The sequence below is a fragment of the Lacrimispora sp. genome, assembly GCF_032078915.1.
GTDB lineage: Bacteria > Bacillota > Clostridia > Lachnospirales > Lachnospiraceae > Lacrimispora.
Genome location: NZ_DAMAUN010000017.1, coordinates 10,111 through 33,460 on the forward strand (window position 1 = coordinate 10,111; position 23,350 = coordinate 33,460).

Genomic DNA, 23,350 nt, shown 5'->3' on the forward strand with positions numbered 1-23,350 from the left:
GTGCAAGCCGATAAGGGGGCTTAAATTAGCCCCCTAAATTCACATCGGTATACCAGAATCCAAACCTGCCGTCTTCCATTGGCTGCTCTTTTGACAGAACGAAATTAGGAAAGCCGAACATGGAGGCCATGTATCGCTCATTGCTGTAATAATGCCCTGGAATTCCAAGAAGGTAACGGGGCATCCCGTTTGGGTTCAATAGTTTTGCCAGAATTAAGTAACGGTAATTATAGTATCCATGCAGTAGGAAGCTGTTGTTGCCATAAACCCAGGTATCCCTTGGAAGGACACCGATATCCTGGGGCTTGATGGTCAGAATTTCACAGCCATCCTCATAATCAAATGCAAGAATCCTTGTATGTTCACGTTTCAACTTTTCCCAAATCATATTATGGGTATTGTCTTCCTGGACCTCATTTTGGCGAAGGCGCTCTAATTCATCAGGATTTCCCAGCTTTGGCCGTACTTCCTGATTGCCCATGCTTTCTTTTATCACAGCATCTGCCCGGTAACAAGTGGTTTCACCGATTCCATCCTGGGCGCTGAAGGGATAAGGCTCGCTGAATACAGCTTCCCTCTCCTGGACATCCACTGCTTTCTCGGCCTCTTGCTCATCTTCCTTCTCCTGCATCTCACTTGGTATGTCTTCCTGTCCGTCATTTTTCCAACCTCCGGATACTTGCTCCGAAGTCTGCATGGTACTCTGCTGGGGTTCCGGTTCCTGCTTCGGCTCCTCTGCTTTGGTCCAGGCTTCCTGCTGCTGTGATCCCACTGATGCAAACCATTCCGGTTCTCCGGCCACTACCGGCTCTCCATCCGGCTCCCCGGCTTCCGCCGGCTCTATAACCGGTTCCTCCGTGTACTGGAGGTCTTTTTCTGATTCCCCCGCATACTGGAGGTCTTTTTCCGATTCCTCCGCATACTGGAAGTCTTCTTCTGATTCCTCCGCATACTGAAGGTCTTTTTCTGATTCTCCCGCATACTGAAGGCCTTCTTCTGATTTCCCCGCATACTGAAGGTCTTCTTTTGATTCCTCTGCATACTGAAGGTCTTCTTCCGGTTCCTCCGTGTACTGTAAGGCGTCTTCCTCCGCGACCGGCTCATCAGACATGATCCATTCCTGATCACCCTCTTTTGATTCTGCATTTACCGGTTCATCGGCTGGTACGGCATAATCCATATCCGCATCGACTGAACTTTGATCATCTTTAACCAGATTCTTTGCTTGCAGATCCTTCTCTTCCGGCAGTTCCTGTTCTTCGGCAACCGTAACATCCTCTTCTTCCGTTCGGTCATTGGAGGAAGCCATAATTGTTTCATCCTGTAAATTCTCTGCCCGGGAAATCTCTCCGGGGGCATCAGGCTCCAGCGGGAATTCTTCCGCGATCTCACGTACCGCCCGTTTTATCTGTTCTTCTGAAATATCGGCCTGTTCCTTCTCCAAAACAACTTTGGCCGCATTCTCCAGATCGACTTCCGCCGCATGGGCAACAGCATCTTCCCAAATGGTCGTATAGGAACGCCATGTATTTTTCACATCATGGATGGTCAGTCCATAGCACTGATCCATGTTAATTCCGGAGTGTTCTATATCGCTAGCCGATACCACAGTCCTGAATTCACCGGAACCACCGCGTATAAAAATATTTCCCAGGAATATTTCCTGGTCAGCAGCTAATAAGTATACTCCGATATCATTGCCGCCCACATATATTCTTTTGACACTGACCGTAATCTTGCACTGGACCCCTCTCGTCTCTATTTTGGCAAATCCGATGTTTTTTCCTTTGACTGCGCCTTCATAGGCATAAATATATGAGATTAGTCTTCGATAATTAGGCATGCCATCACTCCTTTATAATTATTTTATGCAAAATGCCATTGCATCTATGACACAAAAATGATATCCTTATGAAAAGAATATATAAAATTTTTTTTTACGTATGGAGGGATAGAGAAATGAAGCTTTATCGCGCAAAGGACTACAATGATATGAGCCGTAAGGCGGCCAATATTATATCTGCCCAGATTATTATGAAACCTAGCTGTGTTCTTGGACTGGCTACCGGTTCCTCACCTATAGGCACCTACAAGCAGTTGATCGAGTGGTATAACAAAGGAGATTTGGATTTCTCCCAGGTAAAGACCGCAAACCTTGATGAATACAAGGGACTCACCAGGGATAACGATCAAAGCTATTACTATTTTATGCGTGAGAATCTGTTTCGCCATGTAAACATCGACGAAGCAAATACCAACATCCCCGATGGGATGGAAAGTGACGCCAATAAAGAAGCGGCCCGCTACGAGGAAATTATCAAAGGCCTGGGCGGTGTTGATTTACAGCTTTTAGGACTTGGGCACAATGGCCACATCGGCTTCAATGAGCCATCTGACATCTTCCCAAAGGATACGCACATTGTAGACCTTCAGGAAAGTACCATCGAAGCCAACAAGCGTTTCTTCGCATCGATTGACGAAGTTCCCCGTCAGGCCTATACCATGGGAATCGGCACCATAATGAGAGCCAGAAAGATCCTGCTGATCGTCAGCGGAGCTGAGAAAGCAGACATCCTTTATGATGTAATCTGCGGACCAGTTACTTCTAAAGTTCCGGCATCTATTTTACAGCTTCATCCAGATGTCACCATTGTTGCAGACGATGCGGCTCTTTCCAAGATGGGAAATATTTAAACCCGGCTGCTTAATCTTCCGTTTCCAAATTATATGACAGTATCTGCCCGGCTGCTCCTGCGCCGGGCTTTTTTATGCCCACTTTAAGGGTGGATATTAATATATCTGTGCGCAGGAAGCGTCGAGTCCTCAGACAGCAGGGAGGCAGGACAGATTGAAGCGGCTTTAGAAACTCTGAAACTGAAATAAGCCAGAAAACATCAAAGGGAAACAAAACATACAAAAACCAGGGAGGAAATCCGCAGAAACGGATATCTTCTCTGGTTTTATCAATAAGAAACAACAGCGCTCCAATGGCTGTATCTTAACTATTTTGGACTGCCCCTACTGTAGATCATCCGGATCAAATCACTTCCGGCGTCTTCCGGTACTGACTGGGGCTGATCCCCTTGACCTTTTTAAAAACTTCGCAAAAGTAATTGCTGTCATTGAAGCCGCACTTATTTGCAATCTTCATCACCGGGGTATCCGTTTCCAGAAGCAGGACCGTAGCTTCACGGACACGGATCTGGATTAAATACTCCTTAAAGCCGATGCTGGTTACTTTTTTAAACTGCCTGGAAAAATAGGTGGGTGCCATGTTGATGCTGGACGCCACCTCCTCAAGAGTTATATCCTGTGCGTAGTGGTCACAGATATATCTGGCTGCCTCGTAAAAACGCTCTTCCTTACAGTCCAGCTCATCAACGTTCTTCTTTCCGGACTGGCTGTGATACATGAACAGCAAAATCTCATAAAGGTGGCTCTTTTTCAGAAGCTGATGAAAGCTGTCCTTAATTTTATCCTCATAGGTCAGCAGATTCAGCAGATTCCCAATGTATTGCCGCTTGGCCGGAGGGACGCGGATATGGGAGACGGAAACGATCTGATCCACCGCCTCGTTCCCTAATTCTGATTCCATCAGGTTTAAAAAATACGGAGTAAAATTCATAACGATCCGCTCGTTAAACCGGCTGGAATAGTCCAGCGTCCGGTGGATTTCCATGTTCTTGATCAGGATTAGATCCCCCGCCTTAACATGATAAAGGGTATGACCGATAAAGGTGCTGCAGCTTCCCGCATAGAGGTAATACAGCTCGTAATAGGGATGAAAATGTGCCTCCTTCATCCGGTAATTCGCCATAATTTTTTTCCTCTCAATCCGGAATTCCTGGGTATCCTCCATCGCACGCATCTCAAGCACAGAATCCCCCCTTTCCTATCTATTTTATCCTTTCAGATCAAAAATTTTATAAGCATAACCTCTTTTTTATTTTACCCCTTCAGTCCCCCGGCTGCAACCCCGTCAATAAACTGATTCTGCGCAGACAGAAATACGGCGACAGACGGAAGAATCACAATGACCGAAAGCGCCAGCACCTTGTTCCACTCAAAACCGGATTCTGAGTCCATGATAAGACGAAGTCCCAGAGAAGCCGGATATTTTCTGACTGTATTGATATAGATTAAGGGTCCCATGAAGTCATTGGAAGCCCACATAAACTGAAACAGGGCGCAGGATACCATGGATGGCTTCACCATGGGCGTCATGATCAGCCATAGGCGCTGCCATGTGTTGCAGCCGTCAATCTCCGCCGCCTCCTCCAGTTCCCTGGGAATCGATCTCATAAACTGGATCAGCATATACACAAAATACGTATCCCCCGCAAAAAAACTGGGGACCACAAGAGATAGGTAGGTATCCAGCCAGCCGAATTTGTTGAACATCAAAAACTGGGGCACATTTAACACCACCTGGGGCAAAAGCAGGGTGGAGAGAAGGATACCGAACAGGAGGCCCTTTCCCCGGTATTGGAATCTGGAAAAGCCGTATGCCGTTATGGTGGCGGAAAGCACAGTTCCGATCACTTTGGGAATCACGAATTTATACGTATTCAGCATATAGGTTGCAAACACCGTTTCCATCGATTTCCAGCCCTTCCGATATGCCTCAAACGTAGGGTGGGCGGGAATAAAACCGATGGAGCTGAATATCTCGTTGTTGCTGGCTTTAAAGGATGCGCCTACCATCCAGATCATCGGATAGATCATGATCAGTCCCACAGCGGTCAGCAGCAGATAACGGATACCTAGGGAAACTCTTTTTTTCCATATTTTATTCATCTTCATCTGCCCCTACCTTTCCTCATCGCCATAATATACCCAGTACTTCTGACTGATAAAAGACATTGCCGTAAACGCTGCGATGATCGTAAACAGCAGCCATGCCATCGCGCTGGCCATGCCCATGGCATTTGTCTTAAATGCGTTCTGATAGACCAGCAGGGAGATCAGCGTGGTCGAGCCCATAGGGCCGCCCTTTGTGATAATAAATGGTCCGTTGAACTCCTGAAATGCCTGACAAAGCTGTGTCACTAAGTTGTAAAAAATCACCGGTGTGATCATCGGAAAGGTGACACTGAAAAACTGCCTGACCTTAGTGGCCCCATCCATGGAAGCCGCCTCATATAAATCCACAGGTACGCCCTTTAAGGCCGCCAGAAAGATTACCATAGAAGAACCAAACTGCCACACGCGCAGCAGGCAGACCACAAAGAGGGCGTATTTAGGCGTCCCCAACCAGTTTAGTCCCTCCCCCCCAAACAGTCCGATGACCTGATTGACCAGGCCGTTCGTCTGAAACAAAAACTGCCATAACACAGCTATTGCCACGGAGCCTCCCAATATGGAGGGAATATAGTAGACCGTCCGGTACAGGCCGATTCCCTTAATCTTGAAATTTAAGATATAGGCGATAAACAGGGCAAATGCCAGCTTTAGGGGAACCGTCAGAAATGCGTACTGAAACGTTACTGCAAACGCCTTCACATATTTGGCCGTATGGATGATCGTGGCATAGTTATCCAGTCCGGTCCATTTTGTGTTGCTGTTAAACATGTTGTAATTGGTGAAGCTGTAAAACAAGGATGATAAAAACGGGTAAAGTTTAAAAATCAGGAATCCAATAAACCAAATGGATATGTAAAGATAGCCGACATTCTGTCTTCTGGCCCTCTTTTGAGAACTCCCTTTCATATGTATCCCCACTCCCCTTTCCGGTGCCTTCATAAAAACTCACATTCCTTTCGCTGCAACCAGTTATAAAGCCTGCTCCCTCCAACTTAGCCTCCTCCTTTCAAATACTCCCCGGCACGACAGGGCCTTGGCCTGGGGTATGCCGGGGAGTGTATGTTTAATATGGATTTGCGGCGTAGACTTCGTTGCAGGAATCAATCAGATACTGTGCCAGCTCGGCGGGGTCCCCCCCTGCACTGAGGCTTTCAAACACCTCGTAGTAGATTCCGGTATCATCCTTTAACGCAGAATTTTCAAAGTTCGGATCCACCGCAAATCTGGCTACCTTCATGGCTTGCTGATTCCCTTCAAAGGACAGTCCCTTCAAAATCCCTTCGTTCTCCAGCACTTCATTTGCGTGCTGGTTTAACAACATGCCTCTCTCGGTGGACATCAGCTTAACTCCCTCGTCCACCGAGGTGATGAATTCCAGCAGTAAGGCCGCCTCGGCAGGATGCTCCGATGTTACCGGAATAGAAAAGGTCTGTGTGATTTTTGTAAAGCCCGCATCCTTCATCCCCTCTCCGGTGATATGGGAACCAAGGACAAACTCCTGGCCCTCGTCCAGAGAATCTTCGAATTTGGCCTGAGCAGCATCCCATTCATAGATGCCCGCATACTTTCCGCTCATCCAGTTTTGGTTCCTTTCAATCGTTGTGGCCCCGTCTCCCTGGAGAGTCTTAACAGACGGCATCACATGCTTTTCCTCCAGACTGTTTATAAATTCCAGGCCATCTAAAACCTCCTCCTTCGTATAAGCTACCATATTGTTCTCCGCCCAGGGTTTCTGATATTTTTCCTGCATGTAGTACAGCATCAGCAGCATTCTTTCATATTGGAACATCGCCATGGGATAGTAGTCGGCGCCAAGCTTTGTCTGGAATACGCTGCCTGCGGCATAAAGCTCGTCCCAGGTTCCGGGAACCGAAATACCAGCTTTCTCAAACGTGGTTTTATTCCAGTAGAAGCATTTGGTATTGGTTCCAAGAGGCAGTCCCTGCAGCTTTCCGCCCACCACACAGTCGTCCAGGACTTCCTGGGGATAGTTATCCAGGGAAAGGATATCGGCGTACTGTCTAAGATCTACAAATTTGGAGCCGTCTCCAGAATACTGAAACAACCAGTTCCAGTTGCCCTGAAGCAGATCCGGTGCTGTACCGGCGCTGAGCTGGGTCGCTACCTTTTCGGTCCATCCGTCCCAGGTTCCATACTCACACTCCACCTTGATGTTAGGGTATTTTACCATAAATGCGTCGACGGCAGCTTTCGTGGCTTCATGCCTGGTATCCCCGCCCCACCAACTGAAACGGATCGTACACGGCGTGCTTCCCGGCTCCTCCTTTTCCTCCTGCGCCCCGTCAGAAGCCGATGCTGCGCCGCTCTCTTTACCAGAAGCCAAAGTCACCTCTGTCCCCGAAGCTGCGGTCTGCTTCGTTCCCGGACCTGTGCAGGCAATTAAAGATACCGCCATACTAACCGCTGTAAACACTGCAATCAATCGTTTCATAAGCCCTTCTCCTTTTTTTGTTTATTGAAATTTTTTTAATACATCTATCACGATCTCATGGTCTTCCTGATGGGAAAAACCGGAGGCCGTTATAGTCCCCACTACGCCGCCGCAGCTTCTCACCCGTACCGGGAACGCGCCGCCTACCTCCGCGTAAGAGCCGGGGTCCAAGTGCCACTTTTCATCTATGGTCATCCCTATATCCGCCAGCATATAATGCGCCCATAAGGAACTGTGTCCCGTATAGAGCGCCGTGTTCCGTTTTCTTTGGAGCATCTCGTCATTGCTGGGGGCGTTTCCATTGCTGGAAAAATGAAACAGTGTTCTGCCGAATGCGCTGATATCAACCGCGATCTTGTTTTTGCGCCTTTGGGCCTCCGCAATCAGCTCCAGGCCGATTTTCAGCGCTAAGTCTGCGTCAAACTCCTCAAAGACCAGGATCTGTTCCTGCCGCTCCAGTTCTTTTATCAGTTCCTCATATTCCTTCATGTCTGTGTCTCCTTTTCCCCTGTCCTTTGTTACGGCCCAGCGGCAGTGGCCTTCTGCTGTAATTTTAGCCTGCATTATTATGCCTGCCCTTTGTTCCATGATTGCGGCTGCGACTGCACTGCAGTCCCGGGAAGTTTTAGCGCCTCTTCCATAAGAATCGCCAGGTAGGCATCCTGAAGGGCATCCGCCAGAGGGTAGCGTTCTGTTCCGTTCCGGATATATTCCTCCATTCCGTCTAACAGCACCGCCAGCGCTGTCTCGTCCTCCGGCAGGCCGCTTCCCGAAAATGGATTCCGGTAGACAGCCTTTTCCCCTAAATAAACCTCTTCAATGGAGCCCGCCTGTTTTCCTGTCTCTATCCTCAGTTCCTGTGTCACCGGCCTGCGGTTTTCATCCAGAAAGCGAACCGTAAAGTCGTCAAGCTCCCCAAACGGTCCCTGGAGGTTTATATGCCTGCTTCGCAGAAAGGAATGGTACTGGACGCTGCAGAAATCAGAAAATGCTGTTTTCCCGCTTTCAAACTCAAAGGTAAAGCGTTCCAGAACCTTCTGCACCAGTTCCCCGTCTGTGACCGCGCCCCAGCGGGAATCTGTTTCCACGATGGAAACCGGGTAGGATTTTCCACATATGCGTACCGGTTCATCCCCAACCTTCAAAAATCTCCGGATCAGGCTGACTCCATGATATCCGTGAGCCAGAGACAGTCTTAAAAAGGCCGGTTCCCCCAGCACGCCGCTCTCTGCCACGCCTAAGCGGCAGGCGATGGCAGGATAATTTAAGTATTGCTCCGCCACCTGTATTTTGTATCCATTCTCTGTTCTAAGCCGCCACAGCTCGTTAAGTCCAGAAAGCTCCAGAGAGGGCGGAGTTTCACTGAGAACCGGAAATCCAGCCTCCATCCAGAACCGGCTTACAGAGAATATAGATGGTTTACTTACCGCCACCACAACGAAATCAGGCTTCATGGCCATGCAGTCCCCGGCGGATATGCTGGTTAAAATACCGTGTTCCCGGCGGATCTTCTCCGCCTTCTCCTTAGACCGGCAAAGCATGGCACACACTTCAAAACGCTCCGGTAGCGCCTTTGCAATCCTTAGATAGAATAAGGACCGCCACCCGGAACCAACGATTAAATAACGCAGCTTATTCATTTCCTCCGCCTTCCCCATGAGGCCTTTTACGAAGCGTGTCCTCCTCACCCACTCGTTTTTCCAGCTCTCGTTCGTAGGCTTCGGCATCAATGGGCAGCGTTACCTTTTTTCCCAGCCATGCGGAAAGGTATGCGGCATTGGCGATCTCCAGAGCGCGTATTCCCTCCTCGCCGCAGGCGGTTAAGGGCTCCCCGGTTAACACTGCAGCCGCAAAGTTTTCAAACATCTGCAGATAAGGCTCCTTCTGCCCGACAAATTCCTCTATTCCGTATTCCTCGCCCAGCTCTTCTCTGGCGTTACAGGAAGCCCGTTTCCCATACTCCCTTGTATCCTCGCTGTATTTCCAGAAGTGGAGCGTATCGTCCTCCAGAAGCAGCTTTCCTCTGGTTCCCACGATCTCCAGCTTCTCCGTCCAGGTTCCTTCCCCCGTGGTCAGTATGAAGGCGGCGGTCATCTTATCCGGATATTCCATCAGGACCGTGGCCTCGTCGTCTACCAAAAATTCATTGTACTTTCCAAATGGGATCTCGGCGTAAACAGCCATGGGCATACCGAACAGCCACTGCCAGATATCCAGAATATGCTGCCCCTGATTGATCAGTCCTCCGCCGCCTTCCCCACTCCAGCTGCTGCGCCAGTCCGCCGACTGATGATACCGGGCGGTTCTGAAATATCTGGAGTTTTCTAACAGGACTCTGCTGATTTTTCCCAGCTCTCCGCTGTCTATCATGGTTTTTATCTTGTTGTATTTGCGGTACAGGCGCTGATGAAACATCATGGCGAATTTCTTTCCCGATGCCGCTGCAGCCTCATTCATGGCGCAGCACTGCAGCAGTGATACCCCGGACGGCTTATCACAGAATACATGCTTCCCGTGTTCAAATGCCTGAACCGCAAGCTGGGGATGCGTCCTGTGGGGAGTCACGATGAGCACCGCATCAAATCTCCAGGCTTCCTCATACATGGCTTCTGCACTGTCGAATATGACAGTTTCACTGCTTAGATTTTCTTCTGCCCACTGCTTTGACTTCAAGCTTCGGCAGCATACCGCTGTTAATGTCAGAGAACCGCTCCTATCCCTGTCGATCATCTTCGAATAGGTTTTTCCCATGGAACCGGCCCCTATGAGCGCTATTTTGATTTTTTCCATATGTTCCCTCCTCTTACCTATATCATAGCAGGAGTCAATCCGGCGCCGCCACGATTTTTTTATGTATTTTAAGTGGAAACTTTGTTTTTTTGTCATTTCTTATAGCTGTTTTTCATATAAAATGGATTGCTTCCTATCAGAAAATGGGGGTTTTTGTAGGTTGTTTTCATATTCACCTATAAATTTTTACTGTTTTAGGAACCTTTCCTCCATAATTTATTCCGGTCTCTTAAAGGCATGAATAAAGGTGCTTCCAGAGATTTATCAAATGATCCGGCCGAGAAGTTAATTTGTGTAGTTTCTTTATCTCTCTTTCACAATGGGGTTTTAGAGGTCACCAGCTCTGTAAAGTTATACATTATGAGATCCCCGAAAATCTCCTGCATGATCGAGTCTGTCTTTTACCGGAGAAATCCGTTCCTGGATTCCTTTCAAAAGCATCTGGTTGGAATGGGATTGTCCCTTAGACTGGCAGTAAAATAACGGTTGGAATTTATCTGGAAATAGTGTAGAATGAGTTTAAAACTTAAGATAAGGAGACAGTAATATGGCATATACATTTTCAAAAGATTTGGAAACCGGCAACCAGTTAATTGATTCCGAGCATCGCCAGCTGATTGATGCTGTCAATAACCTGCTTACTGCCTGCTCCACAGGGAAAGGACGCGCGGAACTGGCTAATACCACCAAGTTTCTGCAGGACTATACTGCAAGGCATTTTGGCAATGAGGAAAAACTCCAGATCCAGAATCAGTATCCGGATTATGTAAACCACAAGCGTTATCACGAGGAATTTAAAAAGGTGGTGGCTGGAATCTGTGCCAAGCTGGAAAAGGAAGGCCCGACCATCATTCTTGTCGGTGAAGTCAACAGTGCCATTGCGGGCTGGCTGATCAACCACATCAAAAGAGAGGATGCCAAGGTGGCCGCCCATATTAGAAGCAGGGCTTAATCTTACAGAGTGAAGTACATCTCATGGAACCGGTATTATGACAGAACAGGCCGGAAAACGAAAACAACGCTCCGGCAGAAGGAAGGAACATGATTATGAAAGATCCAAATTGCGCATACTGTATGAAGGGGGATCTTGTTGCAAAATTCGGCTATCCTATTTGCGAAATGGAGACAGGATTTTTATATTTATTTAAAGAGCAGAGTAAAAAGGGCAGAGTGATTCTGGCTTATAAGGATCACGTCAGCGAGCTGGTGGATATTGAGGATGAGGAGAGAAATGCCTTTTTTGCTGATGTAGCCAGAGTTTCTAAGGCTGTCCATAAAGTATTTAACCCGGATAAGGTAAATTACGGTGCTTACGGCGACACCGGATGCCACCTTCATATGCACGTTGTTCCGAAATATAACGGCATGGACGAATGGGGCAGCACCTTTACCATGAATCCGGATAAGGTATATCTGAAGGATAAAGAATATGAGGAAATGGCGGCTGCCATCCGTGCAGCATTATAATAAAGAAAAAAGACCCATGAGGAGGATGCCGGATCATGTTGGATGAAATCAGAGCGCAGGCCGCAATGGCTGCAAAAGAGCTGCTGGAAGCGGCACACTTAAACGAGAAGGACTTGGTCGTAATCGGATGCTCCTCCAGCGAGATATCCGACCACAGGATCGGTTCCCATTCCAGCGCGGAAATCGGACAGACTGTGTTTTCCGCCATTTATGAGGTTTTTAAGGAGCAGGGGATTTATGTTGCAGCCCAGTGCTGCGAGCATTTAAACCGGGCTTTGATTCTGGAAAAGGAGGCCGCCATGCTCTATGGCTGTGAACCGGTCAATGTAGTCCCGCAGTTAAAGGCCGGCAGCTCTCTTGCCACTGCGGCTTACCAGACCCTGCGATGCCCGGTGGCGGTAGAATCCATAAAAGCCCATGCCGGAATCGATATCGGCGACACGTTGATCGGCATGCACTTAAAGGCCGTAGCCGTTCCAGTCCGCATAAAGACCAGCTACATCGGCGCCGCCCATGTGGTCACCGCCCGTACCAGGCCGAAATACATTGGCGGGGCCCGTGCCTGCTATGACGATTCCCTGGGATAAACAGGGATCATGGAACCAGGTATCTGGGACAGCAGTCTGTATAATCTTTGCACAGCGCAAAAAGCGCGTCTTGAAGCTGTTTTTACAGCCAGTCAAGACGCGCTCTTTTTACGTGCTTTTATTATGCTATTTTTACGGTTAATTTGTTCCAGTCATTATTCCATGGTAGCATGGGTAAAGAACCAGAAGCCGTATGGAGAGTGCCATGTGCCCTTTAATTCAGGCTTCTGCAGATAGAAATCGCTGGAGTATACAAGAGGTGCAACCGCTGCGTCTTCCATGATCAGCTTTTCTGCCGCATGAAGCTTCTCATAATGCTCTGTTTTATCTGCTGTATCACGGGCCTGGTTTAATAAGCTGTCCACCTCAGGATTGGAATACTTTCCGTCGTTGTTTCCGCTTTCCGTCGTGAATAAGTTCAGCATATTGGAAGGATCATCATAGTCATATACCCAGCCTCCGCGGGCAATCTGGAAGTCACCGGCACGGCGGGTTGGTGCGAAGGTAGACCATTCAACAATCTTAATATCCATTCTGATCCCCAGTTCGCTCCAGGCACTCTGTAAATATTCTGCAATCGCCTTATTGTAGCCGGCATCATTGGTCATATATTCGATAACTGGGAAGCCTTTTCCTTCCGGATAGCCTGCTTCTGCCAGAAGTTCTTTTGCCTTTTTAAGATCTTCTTCATAATTGTTTACATTAAAGTAATCGCCGCCGTTGTTCTTTCTGGTGACTTCTTCAAAGGAAGAACCGCCTTCTGTATCAGATATACCAGGGCCTACAAAGTTGTTAGCTGGTAAAACGGTTCCTGCCATTACGGTACTAGCAACATATTCCCGGTCCGTTGCAAGAGTCAGTGCACGGCGTACCAGCGTATTGTCAAAAGGTGCTTTTTTAACATTGAAAATTGTATAGGAAGTCGCCATACGAGGATCCAGGTGGTAATCAGGTGTGCCTTCAAGGCTTGGGATCTCATCAGTAGGAATCTCCTTGATCATGGAAACTTCCCCTGTCTGATAAGCGCTGTAAGCTGCATTGGAATCTTCCATAAGGACAAATTTTAAGGTATTTAAGGTTACAGTATCTGCATCCCAGTAATTTTCATTCTTAGCAAAGGTGATATGGGAACCTGGTACCCAATCGATCATCTTTAACGGTCCGTTGGATATATAAGTATCAGGAGTTAAGGACCACTGGTCACCCTTTGCCTCAACTACATCCTCTTTTACAGGAGCCATGCTGGCATGGGTAACGATTTTATCAAAATAAACGCAGGGAGACGCAAGCTCCACTACAAAGGTTTTCGCATCGGGTGCGGATACTGCCAGGGCATCAACATTTCCTGCTGTTGCCTCATCATATCCTTTTACCATGGAAAGCATGTCTGCTGCATAAGGTGCTGCTGTTGCAGGATCTGCCAGACGCTTCCAGGAATATACGAAGTCTTCTGATGTAAGCTCAGAACCGTCGCTCCATTTCAAACCCTCCCTTAAATGAAACGTATAGGTAAGTCCGTCATCACTCACATCATAGGATTCTGCCTGTCCGGGAATAATATTATTATCCTTATCAAAGGTCAAAAGTGTCTCAAATGCGTGCAGGATCATATTAGCTGCATCAATTGATGAATTTAAGGCCGGGTCAATGGTTTCCGGATCTGGACCAATCTGAACTGCCAGATCAAGACCCCCTGCAGTATTTCCTGCTGCTTCTGTTTTCTGTGTTTCATTGCCGGCCGTACCGGATTTTCCGGAACCCCCGCATGCTGTCAGGATCATCCCTGAAGCAAGGACTGCCGCTAATACAAGCGCCATTTTCTTCATATCTGTTCCTCCATATCTGCTATTATTTGCGTCCGCCCTTCACAGACAGCGCAAGTTTTAGCATACCACAGAAAGACGGTTCTTGCAACGTGGAAATTTATGACACCCGCGTGTTAACACGGTGATTCGATAAAGGGCCAGACACTTCCAGGAGCGGAAAGTGTCTGGCCCATAAAGACATTTTTATATTTTATTAACGGTATGAGGTCTGTACTGCCTTCATTAAAACCTTAGGTTCCTTCACATAAGGGGTGACCGGACAAACCTTTTTATTGGATCCCGTCAGCGTGTAAACAGCGATTCTGGCGGCCCTGACCGAATATTCCTCGGTAAATACCATGTCGTCAGGAATCTCCACAAACTGGCTTATCATAGCGAAGTTGGTAGAGCCGGCTGGAACTACCTTCGGGCGGTCAGTCATTTTGCGCGGCTGGAACTGGGCGTCTACATAAGGCATCATGCAGGGAATAACGTTGACCACATCTGCCAGGATTTCATCCTTACGGTCTTCCATATGAAGATGATGGAGAAGCTCGATGAGCATTTCCTCGCCGGTACAATCCTTCATCGGTTTCTTTATGAAGTCTCCTTCACGGTCCGTATAAAGCCCGTATCCCCAGAAGATCGTCTGGTCCATCGGCTGATTGATAAAATGCGGCTGGGCAGCTACAACAATGCTCATCAGCCAGTTGGAATCTTTAAAGGTCATAAGTGCTCCGCTTCCTGGTACATTGCCGGAGTAATCCTCAATCAATTTAAGAAGCTTATTTCCACGGCTTGTTACGGTAAAGCTTTCCCAATTGGTCTCATGAACATCGCCAAAGAATGGGTAAGGATTTCCAAGGCCAGGCTTCTTTGCAGATACTTTGGTCCATAATTCCCCGGATATAGGTCTTAAAACAGGCTCTGGAGCCGGAGTTTGTAAATCTCCCAGGGTTGCGCTGTCGGTCATACAAGCATTGGTCATGATGCAGATATCGCCCTCCTGAAGCTCCAGCTGTCTTTCTATTCCATTATCTTTTAAGTGAAGCACCTTAGCCGTAATCCCGTCTCCATCTGCGAAATCAATATCAGTAACCGTACAGTTTTCCGCAAAGACAACTCCCTGCTTTCTTAAATAGTTTTCCAAAGGACGGATTACACTGTCATACTGGTTTAATGGAGTTCTTGTTACCCCTTCCAAGGTATTGATCCTTGAGAATTCCAGGATCATCCGGCGCATGTAGCGGCGGAACTCAAAAAGGCTGCTCCATTTCTGGAATGCAAAGGTGGTCTGCCACATATACCAGAAATTCGTTGTAAAGAAATGTGGCATGTCAGCGAACCATTCCTCAATGGTCATATCATCCAGCTTTTCTTCCGGTGTATTCATAAGCTTTAACATAGCCATGCGTTCCTGCTGGGTAAACCCCATGCTCTTCACATCAAGGATGGTTCCATCCTTGTCCACAAGCCTGGCCTTCGCATTGGTTGGGTGGGCATGGTCAAAGCTTAAGATCTCTTCGGTCACGCTCCTTGCAGGGTTATTTAAAGACGGGATGGTACGGAACAGTTCCCAGAAGTTTTCATACGTCTCTTCATTAAGCATACGTCCGCCCCGGCATACAAAGCCTTTTTCCGGGGTACCGATACCATCGTTGCTTCCTCCAAGAATATGCATTCCTTCAAAAATCGTGATCTGGTCTCCCGGCATGTTGCAGTCGCGTATGAGATAAGCCGCTCCTGCCATGCTTCCCAGACCGCCGCCTACAAAATACGCTTTTTCAGGGACCTGCCCATTTTCCATATGCCTTATGTTTTCTTCATTTTTTAAATCCATCTGCTTTTTTGAATAATCATAGGCTTTTTTTGCGGCTACTCCCGCCGCAGTTGCCGCAGCTCCCCATGCAAGCACTTTTCCGAAATTATTTTTTCCTCTCATATGCAACGCTCCATTCTATAATTGTGTTAACTGATATGCTTATATTATCATACTTCATTTTATCCGTCACCATACATGGTTTTTCAGTTGTATAAAAAAACGACATCAGGGAAATGATGTCGTAAAACCAGACAAATATTCGTTTTTGTCTATAGAAGATTTTTTTACCTTATTTTAATATTAATATAATGATAAAGGAGGACTTTTTATGTCGACCACTATACACAAACATATCCGGGAGTCCGTCCTGAAAACGGCGCTGCTCCACCAGTTAAGAAATGGGCAGAAATCACCGGAGCGAACCGCCCGGAACTTAGAAGAGCTGTTGGAAAAATTCAGCCCTATATCTGCTGAGCTTTTCTCTTATTCTGATCTGGTTGCGCTCATTAAAAGCTATACCAAGGAAGAGTGCCTGGATATTATCATGCATAAGCTTTCTTAAAGCCCTGCCTGGCTCCGGAGATAACCGGCCCGCTCCGAAGCCTTAGCCAGGCTTTTTAAGCGCTCCGCCACGAGACGGGGCTCCATTTTCATTCCCTTCTCCACCCAGTCAACGATGATTCCGCAAATGCCAAATCCATACACTTCTGCGTCAAAATCCCTCTCCTCTTCGGTAAGCTTCTTCTTTTCATCCAGCTTTAAAATGGCTTCGGAAAACAGGGCCTTTGCCATCTCAAACAGATAACTCTCAAAGGTATGTTCCTGTTCTTTCATGGTATTGATATAAAAGGCCTTTTCTTCTTTCATGTTCTGAAGCAGTTCATAAATCTTCTGGTCCCAGTTCTCAAGGGTAATGTCTTCTGCTATTTTAGCAAAATTCTCATTGTAGTAGATCCAGCTTAAAAGCTCATATTTATCTTGAAAATGATAATAGAAGGTCTGCCGGTTTAACCCCCATACAGATGTGATATTGGATATGGATATCTTATCAAAGGGTTTTTCCCTGCATACCTGTTTTAAGGCTTCCGCTATTGCCCGTTTTGTAATCAGCGAATCCGACATAATCCCTCCTGCTCTTATCCTTTCATTCCTGTAAAATAGTTGCTGAGGGAAGCAAACTGCCCTAGAGTCAATGCCTCTCCCCGCACGGCTGGCCCAAGTCCCAGGCTTTCAATCGCTTCCATGATCTGTTCCTTTGCAAAGGGAATCTCCGGCGAATTGTTTAATCCGTTTTGAAGCGTCTTTCTTCTCTGGTTAAAGGAAGCGCGGATCAGCCGGAACATAAGCCCTGGATCCTCTGCCTTTACCGGTGGTTCCTTGTGGCGGGTCAGGCGGATGACCGCAGACCCTACGTTCGGGCGGGGCATGAAGCAGTTAGGCGGGACGTTTGCCACAATATAAGGTTCTGCATAATACTGAACGGCCAGGGACAGAGCGCCGTAATCCTTGGAGCCAGGTCCTACCTGCATGCGGTCTGCCACTTCCTTCTGGACCATGACCGTGATATTGTCGATTGGAACCATATTTTCAAAAAGGCCCATAATGATAGGGGTTGTGATGTAATACGGAAGATTTGCAACTACCTTGATTGGACGTCCGCCGTTATATTGTTCCGTTATCTGATTGATGTCAACTTTAAGAATATCCCCATGGATAACGGTTACATTCTCATAGTCTGCCAGGGTCTCGTTTAAAATGGGGATCAGGTTTGAGTCGATCTCCACTGCCACCACATGTCTGGCATTCTCGGCCAAATACTGTGTCATAGTACCGATCCCCGGCCCGATTTCCAGAACGCAATCCTCCTTTGTCACGCCTGCCGCTGCTATGATCTTATCTAATACGTGGGTATCTATTAAAAAATTCTGTCCGAATTTCTTCTGGAATGCGAATTCGTATTTCTTTATGATCTCAATTGTTTTCTGGGGATTTCCTAATTTACTTTGCATATAGTATTTTCCATTCATTTTTTATTAATTTATGGTATCTTATTATGATCTAAAAGTCAATGATTTTTAGACAGGCCCGGAATGCCAGATTTATTGCGTAAGATTTTTGAGATACATTATTATCTACACTATAATGTTATGAACATGTAAGATTAGCATATAATAGTATTAATAAGATCATTTGAGGGAAGCCATGATCATACATGTAGTCCAACCCGGTGAAACCATAAATTCAATATCAGATTATTACCAAATCCCTGTTAACAGATTAATATTGGAAAACGGAATTTTAAACCCTGGAAATCTAGCAATTGGCCAAACGATTGTAATTGTTCAACCGGAAACACTCTATACGGTCCAGGATGGCGACACTTTGGAGAGTATTGCAGAGCAGTTTGGTACTACGCCAATGGAATTGTTAAGAAATAACCCCTATCTTTCCGATAGAGAATATTTGTACGCCGGTGAAACCATTGTTATTAGTTATCAAACGAATCGAACAAGAACGATTGCCACTAGTGGTTATACCTTTTCATATATAGATAAATCTGTTTTAATAAAAACGCTTCCTTTTTTATCATATCTGACCATATTCAATTACAGGGCCACAAGGGAAGGGGAAATTATCTCCATCGCTGACGACACTGATGTAATCCAGTTGGCTAAAACTAATGGTGTTGCGCCCATGATGTTTGTTTCTACGATTACGGAAGAAGGAACAATTATTCGTGAAGTAACTCAGAATATTTTAAATAACCCTTCTGTGCAAGATCGCCTCATTGACAATATTCTTCAAATGCTAAAAATAAAGGGTTATTATGGAGTAAATATGTATATCGAAGATATTACACCGGATAACATAAATAGTATTGTAGAATACATACAAAAGGCTTCAGCTATATTTCATTCAGAAGGTTATAGAGTACTGGTCACCACAACGCCAATTATGAATATTATGGGGCCCATTGTAAGCTTTGAAAAGTTGGATTATTCACGTTTATCCGGATATGTTGATGGAATCCTATTCGCTTCTTATGATTGGGCCAGATTTTATAGCTACCCAAGTTCAATTTTTCCGGTTAATGTTTTAGAAGAGTTATTAGACTATGTAGTTAGTATTATTCCACCTGAATTATTATTCTTAGGAATCACTACGCTCGGCTATGATTGGACGCTTCCCTATGTTCCGGGTGCAACGGGTGCAACAGCTATCGCAAACAATAATGCGATAGAGATTGCAGCGGAAAACAATATACCAATACAATTTAATGAAGCAGCACAGTCGCCTTATTTCTATTATATGGATATTGATGGGATTCTTCACTTAGTGTGGTTTAATGATGCAAGAAGCTTTGAAGCGCGAGCCAGCCTGGTAGCAGAATATGATCTTCAAGGTTTATCTCTCTGGACGATTATGAGATTTGATACCCAAATGTGGTTTATTATTAATACTCAATATTACATCCAGAAGTTGTCCTCGATCAGCTAGAGCAGGATACAGTGATGCCATGCCTGCCCTCCGTCTTCTTTTATGGCTGTTCCTTAAGCCTGTACAGCTTTTTGGCATTCTGATTGGTGATATTAATAACTGTTGCTTCCGGGATTCCCTTAATGGCACTGATTTCCTGTACCACATAAGGAAGATTTAAGGAGGAATTACGCTTACCCCTGTTGGGAGCGGGAGCCAGATAAGGGCAGTCTGTCTCCAGGACCAGCTGTTCCATCGGCATATACTCCACCACCTCTTTCAGTTTTTTTGCATTCTTAAAGGTGAGGACGCCTCCGATCCCAAGATAATACCCCATATTTAAGTATTCCCTGGCGATCTCCTTTCCATAAGAAAAGCAGTGGATCACTCCTCCAATGTCCTTTGCCCCCTCTGCCTTCATGATATCCAGGGTATCCTTTGCCGCATCCCGGCTGTGGATGACTACAGGAAGCTTTACTTCCCTTGCCAGGCTGAGCTGGCGGATAAACCACTTCTTCTGGGTTTCATGGTCCGGCTCATCCCAGTAATAATCAAGGCCGATCTCGCCGATTGCCACGATTTTTTTATGGGCAGAATGTTCCTTCAGCCAGGCTAAGTCTTCCTCGTTCAGTTCTCCGGTTTCATTGGGGTGAACACCGATGGCGCCATATATATATGGATATTTCTCTGCCAGTTTAAGGGTATGTCTGGAAGTCTCCATGCTGGCACCCACATTGGTGACAGCCTCAATTCCATGGTTAAAAAGGCTTGCCAGCAGTTCCTCCCTGTCTTCATCAAATGCCTCATCATCATAATGGGCGTGTGTATCAAAAATCATAGGGATCTCCTTATAATAATCAAACGCAGGATATAAAGTAAAATTAAGTGAGCGGGATAAAACCAATAAAAAAAGTATTTTAAATTCCTTTTCCCCCTTGCCCCGCTGTACATTCGGATGGGGATGAAGGCCAGGATGGCGGCACCAAAGCAGCTAAGGCTTTCTACGGCAGCCAGGATCCCTGCAAATATGGTCTGTTTTTTCTTATCTTTATAAAATACATAAAAAAGCAGGATCATGGTAATCCCAATGATATCATAATCACATTTCAAAAAAACTGCAGCACCGCATCCAGCCAAAAATACCAGGGTCTGTCTGATGGGGTTACCCAAAGCCTTATCATACCAGTAAAGGACCCACAGACCAATGAACAGGGTAACATATACATTTTGATAGCCCGGGTAAAACCATTTGTCAAAGAGAGCCAGATCAAAGGGGATTTCGGAAACAAGGGCGAATAAAAGAAGCCTGGCACCATATTTCTTAATATCCCTGGTGTGGAAATATCCTTCTACCAGCAGAAAGCAAAAAATAGGGAATGCAATTCTTCCAATGGTGCGGAGCACCAGGTCAGCAATATTCCACATATTTCCGCCCGGAATACCAAACATCTCCCAGGCCGGAGGGTTGTCCTGATATTTTAATATACCGTTTTCAATGACAGCCACTCCGATATGATCTATGAACATGGTAACAATGGCGATCATCTTTAAGGCGTTTCCTGTTATTCCTTTCGTTCGGGCGCTCATTGATTCCTTCATGGAATCCTCCTTCTTAAAACAATAAGGCCGGATCTAATTACCCGGCCTTTCGTTGTTTCTTTTAAGTGTCTTCAGTCATTTCCCTGTATTAGCAGATTTCCGCTCCTGCCGGCATTGTCTTCTCCGGTATCATAAGGGATAGATTGCCTTCTGCATCCTCCGCGCAGAGAAGCATGCCTTCAGACATGACTCCAGCCAGTTTTGCTGGTTTTAAGTTTACCACAACCATCACTTTTTTGCCAACCATTTCTTCTGGTGAGTAGTGTGCTTTGATCCCGCTGACGATCTGTTTTACCTGGCTTCCGATCCTTACCTGGGAACACAGAAGCTTCCTTGACTTTGGAACCGCCTCGCAGGCAATGATCTCGCCTACCTGGAACTGCAGCTTGGCAAAATCGTCGTATTCGATCTCTGCCTTGGCTTCTATATCGATCACAGCAGAAGAATCTTCTTTGGCTGTCTCTTTGGATTCTTCCTCTTTCGGCCCAAACATGGCTTCCACCTTTTCCATAACTTCCTTAATATCCATTCGGGCAAACAAGATCTCCGGCTTATCAGTCACCTTATTTCCAGAGGGATACAAACCGAATTCATTCATCTGAGACAAGTCTCTTTTTGCGGTATTAAGCTGGTTAAGAATCTTTTTGGATGTATCAGGCATAAAGGAATCAAGGAGGGAGGCTCCGATGGCAATGGCTTCCGTCAGATTATAAAGAACGGTTTCCAGCCGGCTCTTTGAAGCTTCATCCTTGGCAAGGGTCCATGGAGCCGTTTCATCAATGTATTTGTTGCTCCTTCTGAAAATATTAAAGATTGCTGTCATGGCGTCGGCAACACGGAGCTTCTCCATCTTCTCCTGGACCTTTTTCACTTCTTCCAGCACCACTGTCTTTAAGTCTTCATCAACAGCCTCCGCTGTCTTCCCGTCAGATACGGTTCCTCCAAAGTATTTATTGGACATGGAAATGGTACGGTTCACAAGATTGCCCAGGATGTTTGCGAGATCAGAGTTCATGCGCTCTACCATAAGCTCCCAGGAGATAATTCCGTCATTGTCAAAAGGCATTTCATGAAGGACGAAATAGCGGACTGCATCCACGCCAAAGAAATCCACCAGAGTATCCGCATAGAGAACATTTCCCTTGGATTTGCTCATCTTGCCGTCCCCCTGAAGCAGCCAGGGATGACCAAATACCTGCTTTGGCAGGGGAATATCAAGGGCCATCAGGAAAATAGGCCAGTAAATTGTATGGAAACGGATAATATCCTTTCCGATGAGGTGAAGGTCTGCCGGCCATAATCTGGCAAACTGCTCACTGCTATTACCGTCACAATCGTAGCCGATTCCGGTAATATAATTGGTCAGCGCATCAAGCCAGACATAGGTGACATGCTTCGGGTCAAAGGATACCGGAATTCCCCATTTAAAAGTAGTCCTGGATACACAAAGATCCTGAAGCCCCGGAAGGAGGAAATTGTTCATCATCTCATTTTTTCTGGACACAGGCTGGATAAAGTCCGGGTTCTCATTGATGTGGTTTATCAAACGGTCCGCATATTTGCTCATGCGGAAAAAATATGCCTCTTCTTTTGCCGGCTTTACCTCACGTCCGCAGTCCGGACATTTGCCGTCCGCAAGCTGGGACTCTGTGAAAAAGGATTCACATGGGGTACAGTATAAGCCTTCGTAATGTCCCTTATAGATATCACCCTGATCATAGAGCTTCTTAAAGATCTTCTGGACCTGTTCTTCGTGATCTTTGTCTGTGGTGCGGATGAATTTATCGTAAGACGTATTCATTAAATCCCAGATGTTCTTAATTTCACCGGCCGCCCTGTCTACGAATTCCTTAGGTGTGATTCCGGCAGCCTCTGCCTTTTCCTCAATCTTCTGGCCGTGCTCATCGGTTCCTGTCTGGAAAAATACGTCGTAGCCTTCTGCTCTTTTATAGCGGGCAATGGCATCCGCTAATACTGCCTCATAGGTATTGCCGATATGAGGCTTTCCTGATGCATAGGCAATGGCTGTAGTGATATAGTATGGTTTCTTGTTAGAATCTTTACACATTCTGTTTTCCTCCTGTTTATGAAATGGGATAGGTTGAAGGGACTTTTTCCCTTCCCCCAAAGAAAAACCCGCCTAAAAAAATCCTTTCGGAAATTTAAAGACGGGGAACTGTCCCGTGTTACCACTTTAATTTATCCGTACCTTACAGTACAGACCTTACCGGCTGCGTTTGTTCCATATAATCTCCTTAAGATCTTATGGTTACTTAATAACAGTCTGACACGATAACGGGTGTAACCGTCGAAATTTAAAGGCGCGGCTTCGCCAATTCAATTCCGCTGCTCCAAGGCCATGTTGGGAAATACGCTCAAGCTTCCTTTTCAGCTTCCGGAAGTCTCTGGACATGAGGTTGGTTTCTTACTCTTCTTTTCTCAGCATTCTTATATAAATAGATTGTTAGTAACCCTAGTTTAATGGTTTCAGTAAAGTTTGTCAAGCGGGTATGTTGGTACATCAGCGCTTTTGTCATGACTTTTTTAA

General features: G+C 46.2%; 21 protein-coding genes. 6 read left to right on the forward strand and 15 right to left on the reverse strand.

Annotated features, from left to right (window positions below; genetic code table 11):
* Positions 1-25: 25 nt before the first annotated feature.
* Positions 26-1,843, reverse strand: coding sequence for a hypothetical protein (locus tag RT269_RS08895; RefSeq protein WP_313181975.1), 1,818 nt, complete (start codon positions 1,841-1,843; stop codon positions 26-28).
* 116 nt (positions 1,844-1,959) lie between these two features.
* Here RT269_RS08895 and nagB point away from each other — a divergent pair, with 116 nt between their 5' ends.
* Complete coding sequence (gene nagB / locus RT269_RS08900) at positions 1,960-2,694, forward strand: glucosamine-6-phosphate deaminase (protein ID WP_313181976.1); 735 nt, start codon at positions 1,960-1,962, stop codon at positions 2,692-2,694.
* Positions 2,695-3,037: 343 nt separating this feature from the next.
* On the opposite strand, the gene RT269_RS08905 is transcribed toward nagB, so the two are convergent.
* From RT269_RS08905 to RT269_RS08935, 7 genes are all read right to left on the reverse strand, one after another.
* A complete protein-coding gene (locus RT269_RS08905; protein ID WP_313182103.1) occupies positions 3,038-3,868 on the reverse strand; it encodes an AraC family transcriptional regulator in 831 nt (276 codons plus the stop codon).
* Between the two features lie 80 nt (positions 3,869-3,948).
* Entirely contained in the window at positions 3,949-4,797 is an 849-nt protein-coding gene (locus tag RT269_RS08910) for a carbohydrate ABC transporter permease (RefSeq protein WP_313181977.1), read from the reverse strand.
* A gap of 12 nt (positions 4,798-4,809) precedes the next feature.
* On the reverse strand, positions 4,810-5,709 hold the full coding sequence (locus tag RT269_RS08915; RefSeq protein WP_313182105.1) for a carbohydrate ABC transporter permease: 900 nt from the start codon (positions 5,707-5,709) through the stop codon (positions 4,810-4,812).
* A gap of 157 nt (positions 5,710-5,866) precedes the next feature.
* Positions 5,867-7,255 (reverse strand): ABC transporter substrate-binding protein, encoded by a 1,389-nt coding sequence (locus RT269_RS08920; protein WP_313181978.1) that lies wholly within the window; start codon positions 7,253-7,255, stop codon positions 5,867-5,869.
* A gap of 21 nt (positions 7,256-7,276) precedes the next feature.
* Positions 7,277-7,819: a heme-degrading domain-containing protein gene (locus tag RT269_RS08925; protein ID WP_313181979.1), complete on the reverse strand. Its 543-nt coding sequence runs from the start codon at positions 7,817-7,819 to the stop codon at positions 7,277-7,279.
* 2 nt (positions 7,820-7,821) lie between these two features.
* Complete coding sequence (locus RT269_RS08930; protein WP_313181981.1) at positions 7,822-8,895, reverse strand: Gfo/Idh/MocA family protein; 1,074 nt, start codon at positions 8,893-8,895, stop codon at positions 7,822-7,824.
* A complete protein-coding gene (locus RT269_RS08935; protein WP_313181983.1) occupies positions 8,888-10,045 on the reverse strand; it encodes a Gfo/Idh/MocA family protein in 1,158 nt (385 codons plus the stop codon). Before RT269_RS08935 ends, RT269_RS08930 begins: the two co-directional genes overlap by 8 nt.
* A gap of 547 nt (positions 10,046-10,592) precedes the next feature.
* Here RT269_RS08935 and RT269_RS08940 point away from each other — a divergent pair.
* The 3 genes from RT269_RS08940 to RT269_RS08950 all read left to right on the forward strand — a co-directional run bounded on the left by RT269_RS08940 (position 10,593) and on the right by RT269_RS08950 (position 12,099).
* Positions 10,593-10,997: a bacteriohemerythrin gene (locus RT269_RS08940; RefSeq protein ID WP_313181984.1), complete on the forward strand. Its 405-nt coding sequence runs from the start codon at positions 10,593-10,595 to the stop codon at positions 10,995-10,997.
* Between the two features lie 95 nt (positions 10,998-11,092).
* Positions 11,093-11,512 (forward strand): HIT family protein, encoded by a 420-nt coding sequence (locus RT269_RS08945; RefSeq protein ID WP_313181986.1) that lies wholly within the window; start codon positions 11,093-11,095, stop codon positions 11,510-11,512.
* 35 nt (positions 11,513-11,547) lie between these two features.
* Positions 11,548-12,099 (forward strand): TIGR01440 family protein, encoded by a 552-nt coding sequence (locus RT269_RS08950; protein WP_313181987.1) that lies wholly within the window; start codon positions 11,548-11,550, stop codon positions 12,097-12,099.
* Positions 12,100-12,254: 155 nt separating this feature from the next.
* Here the strand turns inward: RT269_RS08950 and RT269_RS08955 are convergent, their stop codons facing one another.
* Together RT269_RS08955 and RT269_RS08960 are read right to left on the reverse strand one after the other, a co-directional pair.
* Complete coding sequence (locus tag RT269_RS08955; RefSeq protein ID WP_313181988.1) at positions 12,255-13,925, reverse strand: peptide ABC transporter substrate-binding protein; 1,671 nt, start codon at positions 13,923-13,925, stop codon at positions 12,255-12,257.
* A gap of 193 nt (positions 13,926-14,118) precedes the next feature.
* Positions 14,119-15,846, reverse strand: coding sequence for an oleate hydratase (locus tag RT269_RS08960; RefSeq protein ID WP_313181990.1), 1,728 nt, complete (start codon positions 15,844-15,846; stop codon positions 14,119-14,121).
* 208 nt (positions 15,847-16,054) lie between these two features.
* On the opposite strand from RT269_RS08960, the gene RT269_RS08965 reads away from it, so the two are divergent.
* The gene (locus RT269_RS08965; RefSeq protein WP_313181992.1) at positions 16,055-16,288 is read left to right on the forward strand and encodes a hypothetical protein; all 234 of its coding nucleotides are present in this window, start codon (positions 16,055-16,057) and stop codon (positions 16,286-16,288) included.
* Here RT269_RS08965 and RT269_RS08970 read toward each other — a convergent pair.
* Positions 16,285-16,848, reverse strand: coding sequence for a TetR/AcrR family transcriptional regulator C-terminal domain-containing protein (locus RT269_RS08970; protein WP_313181994.1), 564 nt, complete (start codon positions 16,846-16,848; stop codon positions 16,285-16,287). The two genes, RT269_RS08965 and RT269_RS08970, sit on opposite strands and share 4 nt — an antisense overlap.
* A gap of 14 nt (positions 16,849-16,862) precedes the next feature.
* On the reverse strand, positions 16,863-17,735 hold the full coding sequence (gene rsmA / locus RT269_RS08975; RefSeq protein ID WP_313181996.1) for a 16S rRNA (adenine(1518)-N(6)/adenine(1519)-N(6))-dimethyltransferase RsmA: 873 nt from the start codon (positions 17,733-17,735) through the stop codon (positions 16,863-16,865).
* Positions 17,736-17,928: 193 nt separating this feature from the next.
* Here rsmA and RT269_RS08980 point away from each other — a divergent pair, with 193 nt between their 5' ends.
* Positions 17,929-19,224, forward strand: coding sequence for a LysM peptidoglycan-binding domain-containing protein (locus tag RT269_RS08980; protein ID WP_313181998.1), 1,296 nt, complete (start codon positions 17,929-17,931; stop codon positions 19,222-19,224).
* 40 nt (positions 19,225-19,264) lie between these two features.
* Here RT269_RS08980 and RT269_RS08985 read toward each other — a convergent pair whose 3' ends face one another.
* From RT269_RS08985 to metG, 3 genes are all read right to left on the reverse strand, one after another.
* A complete protein-coding gene (locus RT269_RS08985) occupies positions 19,265-20,041 on the reverse strand; it encodes a TatD family hydrolase (RefSeq protein WP_313182000.1) in 777 nt (258 codons plus the stop codon).
* Positions 20,038-20,802 (reverse strand): TraX family protein, encoded by a 765-nt coding sequence (locus RT269_RS08990; protein WP_313182002.1) that lies wholly within the window; start codon positions 20,800-20,802, stop codon positions 20,038-20,040. The genes RT269_RS08985 and RT269_RS08990 overlap by 4 nt, the downstream gene beginning before the upstream one ends.
* A gap of 88 nt (positions 20,803-20,890) precedes the next feature.
* On the reverse strand, positions 20,891-22,870 hold the full coding sequence (gene metG, locus RT269_RS08995; protein WP_313182004.1) for a methionine--tRNA ligase: 1,980 nt from the start codon (positions 22,868-22,870) through the stop codon (positions 20,891-20,893).
* Between the last annotated feature and the right edge of the window lie 480 nt (positions 22,871-23,350).